The following is a 15642-nucleotide window of genomic DNA, read 5'->3' as shown; positions in this document are numbered from 1 at the left end:
TTTAAAATTTTACTTATTCTTTTTTGATAAAATTATCCAAAAATTTTAAAAGGAAATCGATGAATTGGAATTTAGGCGAGCTGTTTGCAAACGAAGCGGAATTCAGCGGCGCGATAGATAGCGCGGCTGCGCAGGCTCTGGATTTTGAAGCTAAATTTAAAGACAGGTTGCACGCTCTTAGCGCGGAGGAATTTTTAGGCGCGCTTGAGCTTTATGAGAGCATCAGCGAGCAGATCGGCAAGATAATGAGCTTCGCGCATCTAAGATTCGCGCGAGATACGAGCCTTGGGGCGCAGCAAGCCAAGACGGAGCAGTCTTGCAACGACATTTCGCAAAGCCTGCTATTTTTTGAGCTCGAGTTTAACGAGCTTGACGCCGCAAAACAGGACGAATTTATCGCAGGGGGCGGGAGATTTAGATACTATTTGAGCCTGCTTAAGCAGCGCAAGGCCCACCAGTTAAGCCTTCTGCAAGAAAGCGTGCTTTTAAAAACATCGCCCGTAAGCGGCGAGGCGTTTTCGCGGCTTTTTGACGAGAGTATGGCGCGGATGAGCTTTGATTTTCGCGGGCGCAAGCTTGGCGAGGAGGAAATTTTAAGTCTGCTTCATAGCTCTGATCGCGAAGTGCGAAAGGACGCCGCAGCCTCGCTAAGCGCGGTGCTAGAGCAGAATTCCCACCTGCTTGGCTACATCTACAATATGATCAAAACCGATCTTAAAATTCGCTGCGAGCTGCGCGGCTACGATAAAGCTGAGTCGGTGATGCACGAAGAAAATCAGATAAACATCGCAAGCGTCGATGCGCTAATCGCAGAGGCGGAGCGAAGCTTCGCTCTGGTCGGCAAATTTTACGCCAAAAAGCGCGAAATTTTAGGCTACGACGCGCTGTATGATTACGACAGATACGCGCCGCTTAGCGGCGATGAGAGCGAGTTTAGCTTCGAGCAGGCTAAGCAGATCGTGCTAGCGGCGTTTGAAAAATTCAGCCCGAAATTTAAGCAGATTGCGCTAATCGCGTTTGAGCGAAACTGGATCGACGCGATGCCCGCGCAAAATAAGCAAAGCGGCGCGTTTTCGCATTCGGGCTCGCGCGACACGCACCCTTTCGTGCTTTTAAATTTCACGCGCAAGCGCCGCGACGTATTTACCCTCGCGCACGAGCTGGGGCACGCGATACATCAGTATCTAAGCTACGGCGTGGGCTATTTTAACTCCTTCACGCCGCTAACGACGGCGGAGACTGCGTCGGTTTTCTGCGAGATGCTGGTGTTTGATTATATGCGCGAAAATTTTTCAAATTTAAACGGCTCGCAAAATTTAAAAAGCGCCGCCGCCTCGGACAGCTCGCAAAATTTAAAGCGCGACGCTTCGCAAGAGGCTCAGGGCGGTGAAATTCCAAACGAGCGCGCCGTAAAAAACTCCGCTTCGCAAGGCTCTGCGGGTTCGTGCGAGCTTGCAGCACGCGATACGGATACGCCATCGCAGACCGCAAGCGATAAGACCGCGCTAAGAGCGATGCTTGCGGCAAAGATCGAAGATATCTTCGCTACGCTTTACCGCCAGATCGGATTTACGACCTTTGAACGGCGCGTGCATGCGAGCGCGGATGAGCTAAGCACGGGGCAGATCGACGAGCTTTGGATGGAGGAATCGCGCAAGATGTTTGCTGGCGAGCTAATCTTGCAGGATCATTACAAAAGCTGGTGGAGCTACATCCCGCACTTCGTTCACTCGCCGTTTTACTGCTACTCCTACGCCTACGCGCAGCTTTTGGTGCTCGCGCTTTACGGGCTGTATAAGAGCGGCAGGCTCGAAAATTTCGTTCAAATTTACACCGAGTTTTTAAGCTCGGGCGGCAGCGACGCGCCGCAAAAGCTAGTGGCAAAATTCGGCTTTGACATCAATAAAAGCGAGTTTTGGCGCATCGGCATAGAGCAGGTCGCGGCGCTTGTAGATGAGTTTGTGAGGGGTTAGGATGATAGATAAAATTTTAAAAGACGATAAATTTATCGCTGCGAGCAGCGCGAATATAGGCGCGGTTTTGGACTACGTTTTGGCTCTTGGATGCGGATTTGGCATCGTTGTGAGGACGGATCAGATAAAATTTGACCCGCCGCTACCGGAGGAAATTTTAAAAAGCTTCAAAATGCCCGCGATCTTTTTGCAGCTGGAGGAATACACGCTTTCTAGCGCGCATCTTAGCAAGGATGAGCTGGTTTTCGAGGCGGGATTTGGACCGCAGGATTTTGCAAGCACGCTTAGCGTGCCGTTTTACGCGGTTTTACAGATCGTCGTGGACGGCAAGCCTATCGCGGTAAATTTCTCCCAGCCCGAATCCGAGTGGCTTAAGCGCGAAAAATCGCGTAAAATTTTTTCAAAATGAGCGATATTTTAGAAGGTCTTAATCCCGCTCAGCGCGAGGCTGCGAGTCATGTGGACGGAGCGATGCTAATCCTAGCGGGTGCGGGTAGCGGCAAAACTAAAACGATCACCGCGCGCCTTGCCTACTTGCTCTCAAACGGCGTGCCTGCGGAAAATACTCTCACACTTACGTTTACGAACAAAGCCGCCGCCGAGATGCGCTCGCGAGCGCTTAATCTGATAAGCGGGCTAAATTTAAGCAGCGTGCCGCTTCTGTGCACCTTTCATAAATTCGGGCTTTTGTTTTTGAAATTTCATATTAACGAGCTTGGATGCAGCGCAAACTTCCAAGTAATCGATACCGACGATAAGAAAAAGATCATCAAGGGCTTTGAGATAAATTTGCCCACGTCGCTATTAGCAGCCAAAATTTCAACCTACAAAAATTCTCTGATCGGCCCCAAAGATATCGACGAGCTTCTAAAGGGCGAAGATGACGAGCTAAGTAGGATGTATAGCGGATTTTACGCGCATTGCGCTGATGCATATAAGCGCTACGAGGCGTATTTGGCGACGAATAATCTGGTGGATTTCGATGATCTGCTGATCTTGCCGTATAAAATTTTAAGCGCGAATGAGCGGCTATGCGATGAAATTTCGCGCCGTTACGCTTATATCACGGTGGATGAGTATCAGGACACCAACGACATTCAATTCAAACTGCTGCAAAAGCTCTGCACCGCGCACGAAAACCTCGTAGTAGTGGGCGATGACGATCAGAGTATCTACGGCTGGCGCGGCGCGCGGATAGAAAATATTCTAAATTTTAAAGATCAGTTCTCAAACGTAAAATTTATCAAACTCGAGCAAAATTACCGCTCTACGGATGAAATTTTAAATGCCGCCAACGAGCTCATCTCGCATAACAAAAACCGCCTCGGCAAGAGCCTTACTAGTATGAACGGCGGCGGCGAAAAGATCGAAATTTTGCGTTCAGACGAGGAGAGTATCGAGGCGGCAAAGATCGCAGAAGCCATCAAAAAGCTGCTTTCAAGCGGCGTAGCGCCCTCTCAAATCGCCGTGCTTTACCGCGTAAACGCTCTTTCGCGCGCACTGGAAGAGGGGCTGAATCGCGCCAAAATCCCGTACAAAATGGTAGGCGGCGTGAAATTTTACGAGCGCGCCGAGATCAAGGATACGATCGCCTATCTGCGCTTAGTAAACGACGAGCACGACGATTTTTCGATGAGGCGGATCATAAACGTGCCCAAGCGCGGCATCGGCAAGGTCTCGCTGGCGAAGCTCGAGGAGCTTTCGCGCCTGCGGCTCATCAGTTTATTTGATGCGTTTAGCGAGCCTGATGCGGGGCTTAGCGCCAAGGCGGCGCAGGCTCTAGCGGAGCTTAAAAGCGGCATTGCCTCTATCTCCGCGCTAGCGGATACGATCAAAAAAATAGACGCGCTGGAGCCTGCTTTCGGGCTAAAGGCTTACTACGCCTCGCTACCCGACGGCGCCGATCGCGTTGCAAACATCGACGAGTTTTTGGCTATGCTGAAGGACGAAGCGAGCAATAAGCCCGATTTTGATCTGGCGGAATTTTTAAACGAGCTAAGCCTTCTTAGCGATCAGGACGCCATTATGGGCGATGCGATAAATATAATGAGCGTGCACGCAAGCAAGGGGCTTGAGTTCGAGCATCTTTTCGTAATCGGGCTGGAGGAGGGGTTTTTCCCGCTTTTGGGCGATAGTAGCGACATCGAGGAGGAGCGCAGGCTCGCATACGTAGCGATAACGCGCGCTAAGCGCACGCTTACGCTTAGCTTTGCCGCCAGTCGCTTTTATCGCGGCAAGCGCGAGAGGCTGGACGCTAGCAGGTTTATAGCCGAGGCGGGTTTGGTGGCTAAAGAGCCGCCGCGCGAGCAAAGTAGCGGCTTTAGCAAGGGCGAGCTGATTAAGCACAAACTCTTTGGCATCGGACAGATCACGGCGGTAAATGGCGACCGACTCACTATAAATTTCGGCGGAATTTCGCGCGTGATAATGTCAAATTTCGTAGAAAAGATCGGCTCTTATGAATAGATTGTTTTTGGCGGACAAGCCCGCGGGCATCGGCAGCAATAAATTTTTAAGCGCTCTTAAGCGCAAATACGGCGTGAAAAAGGCGGGCTTTAGCGGTACGCTCGATCCCTTCGCAAGCGGCGCGCTGATCATAGCATTCGGGCAATACGCGCGCTTTTTTAGGTTTTTGAAAAAGGAGCCAAAAGTTTACGCCGCGACGCTGTGGCTGGGCGCGCAGAGCCCAAGCGGCGATAACGAAAACATAGGGAGCGTAGAGCAAATTCCGCCGCTTTCGCGCGAGGTTTTAGACGCTGCGATGGCGCAAATGCGCGGCGAGATAAAATTTATCCCGCCCGCTTTCAGTGCCAAAAAAATTAGCGGCGTGCGCGCATACAAGCTCGCTCGCGCGGGCGAAGAGGTGAGCTTGAAAGAGAGCTCGATGCGGGTTTTTGATGCCGAAATTTTAAGCTACGCTCATCCCTTCGTGAGCTTTCGCGTCGCACTCAGCGAGGGCGGCTACGTGCGCTCTTTCGCGCAAATTTTAGCAGCAAAGCTAGGCGTTTGCGGTACGCTAAGCGCGCTTAGGCGGCAGAGCGAGGGGGCTTTTCATTTGAAAGATCCGCGTTTTGCGGATGAGGCGGCGCTAAATCCGCTCGAGTTTTTGGACCTCGCGCCGAACTTTTACGACGGCGACGCGCGCGACGTGATCTCGGGTAAGAAGCTTACCGCAAAGGATCTGGCAAGCCGCGCGGACGGGCGCTACCTGCTTATCTGCGGCGATTTTTATTCGATCATCGAGATTAGCGCGGGAGAGGTGAGGTATCTTTGGAATGACGTCCCGATCGCGGGCGGCGTGTTTTAATCAGCGCCTCCAGCCTGCGACGGAATTTTAATCGGGCGGCCCTGGCTTGAAATTTGAGCGGTTATAAATACGGCGCGTTTTAAATTTGCTCGCATAGCGCGCCGCTATGTGCAATTAAATTTTATCACGAGCGGCGGCGGGGATTGCGTTCTTTCGTTGCGCACGGATCGTAAATCGGCCTTAAGCGGTATAAATTTCAACGCACGGCGGACGGTAGCCGCTCGCAAAAAGGAATAAAATTTCGAAACCCAAATTTAAATGCGGCGGAGCGGCGTTTAAATTTACTTGTGCCGCGCGATGGTGAAGCGCCGCGAGATTAAAATTTGACGATTTAAAAAGCGCGCAGGTTGGGGCTTATTGCGGCGCAGCAAGCAGCTTTTGTCGAATGAAATTTTAATACGTAGTTTGCGCCGATGGGTTTGATTTTACAGCGGGCGGCGTACCGCTAAACTAAATTTATGATCTAGTGTGGCGTGTAGCAGTGCGGCTAGAATTTTGCCGGCTTGGAATTTTAATCTCTGAGATAAATTTACGCCGCGAGTTGAAATTTAACTCGCGCGTTGCGGATTTAAAATTCCGCGCTTTATAAAATTTACGTATCGGGCGCCGCGATCGTGGGTTAAATTCCGCGGCGCGCACTTCACGGCACGCGGTTTTAAATTTTGATTGCACTGGACAGGGCGTGCCGCAGACTGAAATTTAACTCGCGCACGGATTAAAATTTTAATCGCGCCAGATGGGCTTGCTGCAGGCTAAATTTAACGCAAGCGCACCAAAGCGCAGAAGGAGTAAAATTTGAAGGCCTATGCAAAGATCAATGTTTTTTTAAAAGTCGTCGGCACGCGCGGCGGCTACCACGAGATCGCCTCGCGCTTCGTGCTGCGCAGGGAGCTGTTTGATGAGATAAGCTTCGAGCGCGCGAGCGGCTTTGCGCTTGAATGTGGCGCCGCGCAGATCGCGGATAACATAATTTTAAAAGCCAAGGCGGCGCTTGAGCAGGCGGGCTTTGCGCGCGAGTTTGCGGAATTTTTCAGCTCGCACAAGATCGTGCTTAAAAAACATATTCCGATCGGCGCGGGTCTTGGGGGCGGCAGTAGCGATGCGGCGGCGTTTTTGCGACTTGCGAACGAGGAATTAGGCTTAAAAATTTCGCGCGAGCGGCTTATAGCGATCGCGCAAAATATCGGCGCGGACGTCGCGTTTTTTGTTAGCGGACTTGAGGCCGCAAACGTGCGCGGCATCGGCGAGATCATCGAGCCTTTCGAGGACCGGCTGCCTGCGATCGAAATTTTAACGCCAGCGATCTTTTGCTCCACCGGTGCAGTTTATAACGAGTTTCGCGCAAGCTTTATGCAAAACATAAACGCCGCGCAGGCGCAAGAGATGTTGCGTTTAGGCAGCGAGCAGCTGCTAGCGCGATATGGCGGCTTTCAGCTAAACGATCTTTTCGCGCCGTGCATAAAGCTATATCCGCAGATGGATAGGTACCGCGATATGTTTTTAAGCGGTAGCGGCAGCAGTGTGTTTTTCTTAAAATAAGAATTCCAAGGCGCGCGGTTAAAATTTAAAAGCTAAATTTAAAGATAAAATTTAAAATTCGCTCGCCCGCTTTTAAATTTAAGCAAAAACGGGCTAAGCTTAGGACCAAATTTAGAAGGAAAAAGATGAAAGAACTGAGTAAAAATCGCAAGGCATTTCACGATTTTACGATACTTGAAAGCTTTGAAGCAGGCATCGTGCTAAAGGGCAGCGAGGTCAAAGCTCTGCGCGCGGGCAGGGGCAATCTCAAAGATAGTTTTTGTCGCGTTATCCGCGGCGAGCTATTTTTGTTAAACGCCCATATCAGCTATCTTGAAAGCACCAACGCCCACTTTCGTCCAGACGAAGGGGCAGTGCGAAAGCTTTTGATGCACAGAAAGCAGATCGACAAGCTGCTTGGCGCGGTTAGCAAAGAGGGCCTTACCATAGTGGTTTTGTCGCTGTATCTCAATGATAAAAACCGCGTAAAGGCGCGCATCGCTTTGGCTAGTGGCAAAAATCTGCACGACAAACGCGAATCGCTAAAGCGCAAAGAAGCCGACCGCGAAGCGCAAAGCGCGATGAAGCGATACGACAAGCATTCATTTTAAATTCACAAAACTTTGGTTAAAATGCGGGCTTAAATTTAAACCCGAAGGAAATGCAATGAAGAAATTTTTACTATCATGTTTGGCGATTTTTGTTTTAAGTGGCTGCGGAGATGATTCGCAGAAAAAGACGGGCTCTGCGGGCGAGAATCCTGCCGCGAGCGAGAATAAGATGGCAAAAAATTCCGCTCAAGATAAAAATGGCGAGCGTATTGGCGGAGAAAGTGGCGAGGAGGTAGCTTTTACGCCGTTTAAAACGGGCGAGCGCCTTACGCTTAAAAGCGTCGTAGGCGGCGAGGTAACGATCGAGCGGACAGAAAAGGGCTTTAAGCTCGCGGACAGCGATAAAATTTTGATGTTTGATATTTTCGGTACTTACTGTCAGCCATGCCGCATCGAAGCGCCGCATCTGATGGACTTTCAGTTAAAAAATTCCGCGGATTTTCTAATGGTCGGGCTAATCTATTTCGAGGACATTACGGACGCGCAAGTGATCGAAAATTTTACGAAAAAGTTTAATGCGTATTATTTCATCTCCAATTCAAAACAGAACGAGCGCATAGTGGGTCAAATTTTAAGCGACATCGGTTATCGCCATGCGCTTTCGATCCCTTTTAAAGTAGTACTTAAAGATGGAAAATATCAAAGGCTTACCGACATTAACGAGGGTGATGAGCGGGGCAAGCCTTATTACTTAGGCATGGTCGATACCGATGTGATAAAAAGCGATATCGCCAGGATAAAAAATGGCAACTAAAACCGGTGTGCAGATTCACACTCGCGCCAAAACAAAATCTTTCGTGCCTCGTCCGTATAAAGTAATTTTGCTAAACGACGACGTGACGACGATGGATTTCGTGGTTTATATTTTGATGGAGATTTTCGCCAAAAACTTTAACGACGCCGTAGATTTAATGATGAAAGTTCATAGGCAGGGTCGCGCGGTTTGCGGCGCGTATCCTAAAGAGATAGCCGAGTGCAAGCAACAAGCGGTTTTACAAGCGGCAAAGACCGCAGGATTCCCTCTTAGATGTGAGATTGAAGAGGATTAAATTTAAAGGAAAGCAATGATAGGATTTTTTTTAAACAAACATTTTGAACAAGCAATCAGCGTCGCAAACGACGGCGAGGACGAATATATCACCACTTCGCACGTAGTTTATGCGATTTTTAAATACAATAAGCCCTTCCATGGGCTCATCGCCAAAGAAATTCCGGATATTAACTACCTAAATATCTTGGATAATCTGGGCGGGCTTTTGGATATGATGCCTAAATCAAGCGGTAAGGATCCGGCGCAGACGATAGAATTTAAGCAGTTCTATACTGAATTAAATAACGCTAAAGAGCCTAAAAACGAGCTTGATTTTATGCTTAAAATTTTAAATGATAAGGAAAACGACTGCACTAAAATTTTAAATCACTACGGTATCAATGCCGCGATTTTTGAGCTCATCGTGCGAAAGTACAAATCCGCTTTCGATCACCGCGATGAGGTCGTTTCTCGCGACGAAGCCGCAGCGATTAAACTAAACTCATACGATATCGATGATATCACGCATGCGATGAATTATGACGAAAGCCGCAGGCAGTGGCAGAATACGGAATTTGAGCCTGCGTTTGAGGGCGAAAAGGACGCCATAAACGAGCGCGATATTAAAAAGGATTCGCCTAGCTCACTTTATACAGCGAATCTCAATAAAATTGCGCTTGAGGGTAAGATCGATCCACTCATCGGACGCGAAAAAGAGATCGAAAAGACGCTACAAACCCTCTGTCGCCGCAAGAAAAACAATCCGATCTTAGTGGGCGAAGCAGGAGTTGGTAAAACAGCGATCATCGAGGGTATCGCGCTAAAAATCGTCCGCGGCGAAGTGCCAGAAAAGCTAAAAAATAAGGTGATTTACGCCCTTGATGCTGGCGCGCTAATCGCAGGTACTACGCTGCGCGGGGAGTTTGAGGAAAGGCTAAAGGATCTCATAGACGAGTTTAGCGCCAATCAAAACGCGATTTTATTTATCGATGAAATTCACACGATCGTTGGCGCAGGCACGGGCAATCGCAACGAACTTGATATGTCAAACATCCTAAAACCTTCGCTTGCAAGCGGCGAGCTATCGGTCATCGGCGCTACTACATACGGTGAATACCGCTCGTTTTCGCAGGATAAAGCGCTTAGCCGCAGGTTTTGCAAGATCGACGTGAGCGAGCCTAGTATCGATGATAGCGTTGAAATTTTAAAAGGCGTAGCCAAAAAATATGAGGAATTTCACGGCGTGAAATTTAGCGACGAAATTTTGCGTGATAGCGTAACGCTTGCTAAAAAATATCAAAGCGATAAATTCCTTCCCGATAGTGCCATTGATCTCATCGACGAGGTGGGCGCGAGCTTTGCGTTTAAGCCGCACGAAGCTCCGCTTGAAATCAGTAAGGATGATTTAGTAAATACACTTTCGATTAGCGCGAATATCGCAAATTTAAGCAGTAGCGTCGATAATAAACAAGTACTAAAAAATCTAGAAGCCAATATCAAGCGTGAAATTTTCGGTCAAGACGAAGCGGTTAGCAGCCTTTGCAAGGCACTTTTGCGTTCTTACGCCGGGCTTGGAGGCGCAAGCTCCCCAATCGGCGTATTTTTGTTCGCAGGTAGCAGCGGCGTGGGCAAAAGTGAGCTAGCTAAGGTCTTAGCCGCGCAGCTTGGAGTGCATTTTGAGCGCTATGATATGAGCGAATATATGGAAGCTCACAGCGTCTCTAGGCTCATCGGAGCACCTCCCGGATACGTGGGCTTTGAAAACGGCGGAATTTTAACGAATAACATCAAAAAGCACCCCTACAGCGTCATTTTATTTGATGAGGTAGAAAAAGCTCATCCTAGCATGACGAATATTTTTTTAGGAATTTTCGATAACGCAAGTCTTACCGATAACAACGGCGTTACGACTGATTTTAAAAATACGATCATAATAATGACGTCGAATTTAGGTACGAAAGAAGCGCCGCAGGTTGGATTTACAAAAGATGAGAGCTATAAAGTAGATAGCGCCATAAGAAGCTTTTTTGCGCCGGAATTTCGCAATCGTATCGATAAAATCATAAATTTTAATCGCTTAAACGGCGAAATTTTAGAAAAGATCGTGGATAAAACTATCGGCGAGCTGGAGTCGCAGCTAAAAAACGTAAAGATTAGTCTAAACAAGGAAGCAAAAGATTTGATTATCTCGCGCGGCTATTCGGACGAGTTTGGCGCGCGAAATTTAAAGCGCGAAATCAGCTCGCAGATAAGCGATCATATAAGCGGCGAGCTGCTTTTTGGTGCGCTGCAAGAGGGCGGCTTAGTTAGCGTGAGCGTGAAAGATGGCGAGCTAAGCTTTAGCTTTGCTTCTACGCCTTTGCCGCAGATAGAAAAAAAGCAACCCGCACTAGCTCAAAGCAGTGTCGTTAAATAATGGCTCGGTTTTACGATTTTCCAGATCCTATGGATGCGCCCGATTTTGCGCCGCTTGCAAGTGGCGGCGATCTGAGCGAGGATTGTTTGCTTAGCGCTTATAGCGCAGGGATATTTCCGTGGTTTAGCGAGGATGAGCCGATTTTATGGTGGTCGCCCAATCCGCGCGCAGTGCTTGATCCGCGCGAAGTGCGTGTGCAAAAGTCCATTAAGCCCTATCTTAAGAGATATGACGTTAAATTTGACGCGAATTTTAAGGGCTTCATCGAGCGATGTAAAGACGTACGAAAAAAAGAGAGCGACGGCACGTGGATCAGCGAGCAGATCGTGCAGGCTTACTCGCGTTTGGCAGCAGACGGCTACGCTCACAGCGTCGAGGCATACGAAGATGGCGAGCTTGTGGGTGGGCTATACGGGCTAATTTTTGGGCGTGTGTTTTGCGGCGAGAGTATGCTGAGCCTAAAGAGCAATGCTTCGAAAGTAGCGCTGATTAGGCTTTGTGAGGTGCTTGCAAATTTCGGCTTTCTAATCGATTGTCAGATTATGAACGAGCATCTGAAATTTATGGGTGCTAAAGAGATGCCGCGAGCGGAATTCCTCGCTCTATTTGCTGAGCTTAGTGCGCAAGATAGCGGCTTTGAGCGCTTTGCGGATCTTAAAGTTCCGCGCGGAGTGCAGCATTGAGTCAAAGCTTGAGATGCAGCAGCGTAAAAAATGCGCGGAATTTAGAATTTTAAAGAAATAAGATGTGGCAAAGAGATAAAAGCTCCTCGGTCGGTATGATTATTGTGATGTTTATATTCGTGCCGGCGGCGCTTTTTGTATTTTTGGCGATTTTATATTTTTGGGGCAGCACTGAGCGCAAGCTACCGCGCCTGGATGTCAATGAAACCAACAGCGCGATCCGCGGCGCGATAATCGCAAAAGATAACTACGTCGCGGCAAATTCCGTCAAACTCTACAAAGTTAGCGTCGATGCGCGCAGCATCGATAAAAACAAGCTTGATCTTTTCGTGCGGCTATACTGCATCTACACGGGCGATAGTGAAAAGCGCGTCAAAAGCGCGATCGAGGGCTCTGGCGGCACGACCGTGCTGTCGTATAAGATCGATGCCAAAACCGCAGTGCATCTAAAAGAGCTTGCGTATAAGTTAAATTTAAAAAAGGTCTTTGTCAGCTTCATAGGCTCAAACGGCAGGTTAAATCCGCCTATCCGCATGAGCGTGAGCGAAAGCGGCGAGAAGCGCAGCTACAATGTCGGTGATTCGCTCACTCCGTTAATCGGCTATATCAATAAAAAAGAGGTTAATGGCATTACAAAGGTTAGTGGTATCAAAGGGATCGAGAAGTACTATGAGTATTATCTAGCGCCGGTTAGAGATGAGTTTATCGTGGGTCCGCGCGATATCGGCGGCAACATCATCCTAGAGCGCAGCAGCAAAAAAACGGGCAGGATCGACGGCTACAATGTCCGCCTAAGCGTGCCGCTAACGCTGCAAAGAAAGATAGAGCGCCTAAGCGATGAGGGCGCTGATAATTACGATGCGCGAGAAATCGTGGTGGGCATTATGAACTCTAAAACGGGCAAAATTTTATCTCTTGCGACCAATGCCCGCTATGACCCCTCAAACATCACGAAAAACGATCTTAAGAATTTAAATTTTACCGCGAGCGAATACGCCTACGAGGTGGGCTCGATTATGAAGCCGATAATTTTCGCAATCGCCTATGATGCCAAAGCCGTCAAACCGGGCGAGATCATCAATACCTATAACGGCAGCTATAAGCTTGGTACTCGCACGATCCGCGACACGCACCCGGCTAAGCAGATGAGCGGCGAGGAGATCATCATCCACAGCTCAAATATTGGAATGATTAAAATTTCAGAGCGGCTGGAGGGGCAGGCTATTTATGATGGGCTTATGAACTTTGGTATGTCGCAAAAAACAGGCATTGATCTGCCGTATGAGCAAAGCGGAAATATCCCAAGCATCAAAAGCCTGAATAATAAAATTTACAAAGCCACGATCAGCTACGGCTACGGCGCGCAGATGACCTTCCTTCAGATGCTCAATGCCTATACCGTCTTTAACAACGGCGGCGTCATGATTAGCCCGCGCCTAGTCGAAAATTTAGAAAATAACGGCAAAACTTACACCGTCAACGAAAGCGAAACCCGCCAGGTAATCTCTAAACCTACCGCCGACGTGATTAAAGGAATTTTAATCAAAACGGTTGAGAGCGGCACTGGGCGCAAAGGGCGGGTAGCGGGGCTGCAAATCGGCGGCAAGACGGGCACTGCGCGTATCGCCAAGGGAGGCGGCTATTCGAGCGCCTATAACAGCTCGTTTTTTGGCTTTGCCAATGACGCGGACACCAACTACACGATCGGCGTTTTGGTGCGCGAGCCTAAAAGGGGCAGCTACTACGCCGCTCAAAATGCGCTGCCGATCTTTAAGCGGGCGGTAGGAATTTTGATAGAGGAGGGCTATCTAAAGCCCGCGGCCGACGCAAACGCCACGCAAAAGGTCGAGATCAAGGATGAGGCGGTTGAAATTAAAGATTAAATTTGCTAAATTTCGCGAGGTTTTTTAAAATTTTGCGGCTTGCGACAACGAAAATTCGCGGAATTCGGCGCGGCTTCGTAAGGCTTGGCAGCGTTTAAATTTTACGACGCGGAATTTTGGCGGGATAGAATTTCGTGGCGTAAATTTTAACGGCACGGCGATGGAATTTTATCGCGACGCGGGATTTCGTGCTGTGTCGCTCGCTGCGCTAAGGTGGTGGAGTTTTATCGCAATACAGAATTTCGGCGCGGCGTAAAATTCCGTATCAAGGCAAAATTTTAAATTTCGCCGTGCAAATAAGCGCAAGTAAAACGGCGAGCGAGCTTGAAATGTTAAATTTTAAGACGCGCAATGTATCTGCGCGAGCATGAAATTTAGCGGGTTTGGCTGCGGAATTTAACGCAAAGAAAAGAGGAAAATATGAAAGCAAATGAGGGAAAAATGAAAATAGCGATAATCGGGCTTGGCTACGTTGGGCTTCCTTTGGCGGCGGCGTTTGCGGCAAAACACGAGGTCGTGGGCTTTGACGTCTCGCAAGAGCGCATAGATGAGCTGCGCGGCGGGCACGACCGCACGCTGGAACTTAGCGACGAGGAGCTTGCCGCGGCGATTCAAAACGGGCTTAAATTTAGCGCAAATCTAGATGATATGAGGCAGAGCAATTTTTACATCGTATGCGTGCCCACGCCCGTAGATAGGCTAAATCGCCCAGATCTCACGCCGCTAATCAAAGCCAGCGAAAGCGTCGGAGCCGTGCTTAAAAAGGGCGACATCGTCGTGTATGAAAGCACCGTCTATCCGGGCGCTACGGAGGAGGACTGCGTGCCGGTTTTAGAGTGCGTAAGCGGGCTGAAATTTAACCGCGATTTTTTCTGCGGGTATTCGCCCGAGCGGATCAATCCCGGCGATAAAGTTCACACCGTCACTAAGATCAAAAAGATCGTCTCAGCAAGCACTGCGGAGGCTTTGGACGTCGTAGATAGCGTCTATCTTAGCATACTGCAAAACGGCACCTTTCGCGCTAGCAGCATAAAGGTTGCCGAGGCTGCAAAGGTGATCGAAAACACCCAGCGTGACATCAATATCGGCTTTATCAACGAGCTTGCGATCCTGTTCGGTAAGCTCGGTATCAACACCAACGACGTTATCGACGCGGCGGCTACGAAGTGGAATTTCTTAAGCTTCCGTCCGGGCCTCGTGGGCGGGCACTGCATCGGCATCGATCCGTATTATCTGGCGCAGAAGGCGACCGAGGTGGGCTATCACCCCGAAATCATCCTCTCAAGCCGCCGCATTAACGATAATATGGGAAGCTACGTCGCTACGGAGGTCGTTAAGATGATGATAAAATACGACGAAAAGGTAAAGGGCGCGAAGGTCTTGATCTTGGGGCTGACGTTTAAAGAAAACTGCCCCGACACCCGCAATACGCGCGTCGTAGATATGATAAACGAGCTTAAAAATTTCGGCTGCGAGGTAAGCGTCTATGATCCTTGGGCTAGCGCCGCCGACGCCAAGAGATACTACGACATCGATCTGCTGCAAAAGCCCGATTTGCGCAAATTTGACTGCGTCGTAATCGCCGTAGCGCATAAGCAATTTTTTGAGCTTGATTACGCGGGCTCGCTGGTTTACGACGTAAAAAACGTCTATAAAGACGCGCAAGGAAAGCTCTGAAATTTAGCCGAGGGTTAAATTTAGACTTCTAAATAGGCGGTTTAGCGGGGATAAGGATGAATGAAGCAAGGCTTGAAAAGTTAAAGAGGCTTTTAGATGGGCGGCGTCAGAATTTAGAGCAAGGCTTGCAGGAAAATTCTGATGCTCAAAATTCCAATGCCTTAATTTTAATAAAGGAGATATAGATGAGTAGAGGAAGTGTTGATAAAAGGTGTACTTATTACAGGTGGTTTTAAATCGCTACAAGAATATTCTGATTTGCCAAAAGCTACTAAAGGAATACAATGAAAAACCCGCTTTACTACGTAGATTATTGGTATGATTTGATTAAATTCGGCTTCGATCGGAAGCATACTTTTATAACGCTAATCGTTGTTTGCGTTTCATTTATCGCACCGATACTTCTTTTGATAGCATATCAAAGCGCACCTAGTAGAAAAAATATAGAAGATCCTTTTGTTTTTGTTGGAACTATAAGCGAATTTCATAAATATGATAGCTATCGTGGCGGAACCGGCTGCAATATATCCGTGCGAGGAAGCGG

General features: G+C 48.6%; 14 protein-coding genes. All 14 read left to right on the top strand.

Annotated features, from left to right (window positions below; genetic code table 11):
- The first annotated feature begins 59 nt into the window (after window positions 1-59).
- Window positions 60-1973, top strand: coding sequence for a M3 family oligoendopeptidase (locus Q0413_RS10695; RefSeq protein ID WP_298990282.1), 1914 nt, complete (start codon window positions 60-62; stop codon window positions 1971-1973).
- Window position 1974: 1 nt separating this feature from the next.
- Complete coding sequence (locus Q0413_RS10690; RefSeq protein WP_298990276.1) at window positions 1975-2382, top strand: hypothetical protein; 408 nt, start codon at window positions 1975-1977, stop codon at window positions 2380-2382.
- Window positions 2379-4439 (top strand): ATP-dependent helicase, encoded by a 2061-nt coding sequence (locus Q0413_RS10685; RefSeq protein ID WP_298990271.1) that lies wholly within the window; start codon window positions 2379-2381, stop codon window positions 4437-4439. The genes Q0413_RS10690 and Q0413_RS10685 overlap by 4 nt, the downstream gene beginning before the upstream one ends.
- The gene (gene truB / locus Q0413_RS10680) at window positions 4432-5280 is read left to right on the top strand and encodes a tRNA pseudouridine(55) synthase TruB (RefSeq protein WP_298990268.1); all 849 of its coding nucleotides are present in this window, start codon (window positions 4432-4434) and stop codon (window positions 5278-5280) included. The genes Q0413_RS10685 and truB overlap by 8 nt, the downstream gene beginning before the upstream one ends.
- A gap of 795 nt (window positions 5281-6075) precedes the next feature.
- A complete protein-coding gene (locus Q0413_RS10675) occupies window positions 6076-6819 on the top strand; it encodes a 4-(cytidine 5'-diphospho)-2-C-methyl-D-erythritol kinase (RefSeq protein WP_298990265.1) in 744 nt (247 codons plus the stop codon).
- Window positions 6820-6944: 125 nt separating this feature from the next.
- Window positions 6945-7409 carry an SsrA-binding protein SmpB gene (gene smpB, locus Q0413_RS10670; RefSeq protein WP_298027415.1) on the top strand — a complete coding sequence of 155 codons (465 nt, stop codon included), beginning with the start codon at window positions 6945-6947 and terminating at the stop codon, window positions 7407-7409.
- 55 nt (window positions 7410-7464) lie between these two features.
- Window positions 7465-8163, top strand: coding sequence for a TlpA family protein disulfide reductase (locus tag Q0413_RS10665; RefSeq protein WP_298990262.1), 699 nt, complete (start codon window positions 7465-7467; stop codon window positions 8161-8163).
- Entirely contained in the window at window positions 8153-8458 is a 306-nt protein-coding gene (locus Q0413_RS10660; protein ID WP_298990258.1) for an ATP-dependent Clp protease adaptor ClpS, read from the top strand. Before Q0413_RS10665 ends, Q0413_RS10660 begins: the two co-directional genes overlap by 11 nt.
- A 15-nt stretch (window positions 8459-8473) precedes the next feature.
- Window positions 8474-10855 carry an AAA family ATPase gene (locus Q0413_RS10655; RefSeq protein ID WP_298990255.1) on the top strand — a complete coding sequence of 794 codons (2382 nt, stop codon included), beginning with the start codon at window positions 8474-8476 and terminating at the stop codon, window positions 10853-10855.
- Window positions 10855-11538 carry a leucyl/phenylalanyl-tRNA--protein transferase gene (aat, locus tag Q0413_RS10650; RefSeq protein WP_298990252.1) on the top strand — a complete coding sequence of 228 codons (684 nt, stop codon included), beginning with the start codon at window positions 10855-10857 and terminating at the stop codon, window positions 11536-11538. The genes Q0413_RS10655 and aat overlap by 1 nt, the downstream gene beginning before the upstream one ends.
- A gap of 62 nt (window positions 11539-11600) precedes the next feature.
- On the top strand, window positions 11601-13421 hold the full coding sequence (locus Q0413_RS10645; protein ID WP_298990248.1) for a penicillin-binding protein 2: 1821 nt from the start codon (window positions 11601-11603) through the stop codon (window positions 13419-13421).
- A gap of 441 nt (window positions 13422-13862) precedes the next feature.
- Window positions 13863-15098 carry a nucleotide sugar dehydrogenase gene (locus Q0413_RS10640; protein ID WP_298990244.1) on the top strand — a complete coding sequence of 412 codons (1236 nt, stop codon included), beginning with the start codon at window positions 13863-13865 and terminating at the stop codon, window positions 15096-15098.
- A gap of 56 nt (window positions 15099-15154) precedes the next feature.
- Complete coding sequence (locus tag Q0413_RS10635) at window positions 15155-15283, top strand: hypothetical protein (protein ID WP_291936652.1); 129 nt, start codon at window positions 15155-15157, stop codon at window positions 15281-15283.
- 99 nt (window positions 15284-15382) lie between these two features.
- Window positions 15383-15642: hypothetical protein (locus tag Q0413_RS10630; protein ID WP_298990239.1), on the top strand; the 260-nt coding region annotated here is incomplete at its 3' end.

This window comes from uncultured Campylobacter sp., from assembly GCF_938045465.1.
GTDB lineage: Bacteria > Campylobacterota > Campylobacteria > Campylobacterales > Campylobacteraceae > Campylobacter_B.
The sequence above is the reverse complement of the archived record's forward strand: the minus strand, read 5'-3'. Positions and strand labels throughout refer to the sequence as shown.

Bases quoted from the DNA above. Each gene is read 5' to 3' on its own strand.
- Q0413_RS10690 (WP_298990276.1), top strand. From the start codon at position 1,975: ATGATAGATAAAATTTTAAAAGACGATAAATTTATCGCTGCGAGCAGC.
- Q0413_RS10645 (WP_298990248.1), top strand. From the start codon at position 11,601: ATGTGGCAAAGAGATAAAAGCTCCTCGGTCGGTATGATTATTGTGATG.
- smpB (WP_298027415.1), top strand. From the start codon at position 6,945: ATGAAAGAACTGAGTAAAAATCGCAAGGCATTTCACGATTTTACGATA.
- Q0413_RS10660 (WP_298990258.1), top strand. From the start codon at position 8,153: ATGGCAACTAAAACCGGTGTGCAGATTCACACTCGCGCCAAAACAAAA.
- Q0413_RS10640 (WP_298990244.1), top strand. From the start codon at position 13,863: ATGAAAATAGCGATAATCGGGCTTGGCTACGTTGGGCTTCCTTTGGCG.
- Q0413_RS10635 (WP_291936652.1), top strand. From the start codon at position 15,155: ATGAATGAAGCAAGGCTTGAAAAGTTAAAGAGGCTTTTAGATGGGCGG.
- Q0413_RS10685 (WP_298990271.1), top strand. From the start codon at position 2,379: ATGAGCGATATTTTAGAAGGTCTTAATCCCGCTCAGCGCGAGGCTGCG.
- Q0413_RS10665 (WP_298990262.1), top strand. From the start codon at position 7,465: ATGAAGAAATTTTTACTATCATGTTTGGCGATTTTTGTTTTAAGTGGC.
- Q0413_RS10695 (WP_298990282.1), top strand. From the start codon at position 60: ATGAATTGGAATTTAGGCGAGCTGTTTGCAAACGAAGCGGAATTCAGC.
- truB (WP_298990268.1), top strand. From the start codon at position 4,432: ATGAATAGATTGTTTTTGGCGGACAAGCCCGCGGGCATCGGCAGCAAT.
- Q0413_RS10655 (WP_298990255.1), top strand. From the start codon at position 8,474: ATGATAGGATTTTTTTTAAACAAACATTTTGAACAAGCAATCAGCGTC.
- aat (WP_298990252.1), top strand. From the start codon at position 10,855: ATGGCTCGGTTTTACGATTTTCCAGATCCTATGGATGCGCCCGATTTT.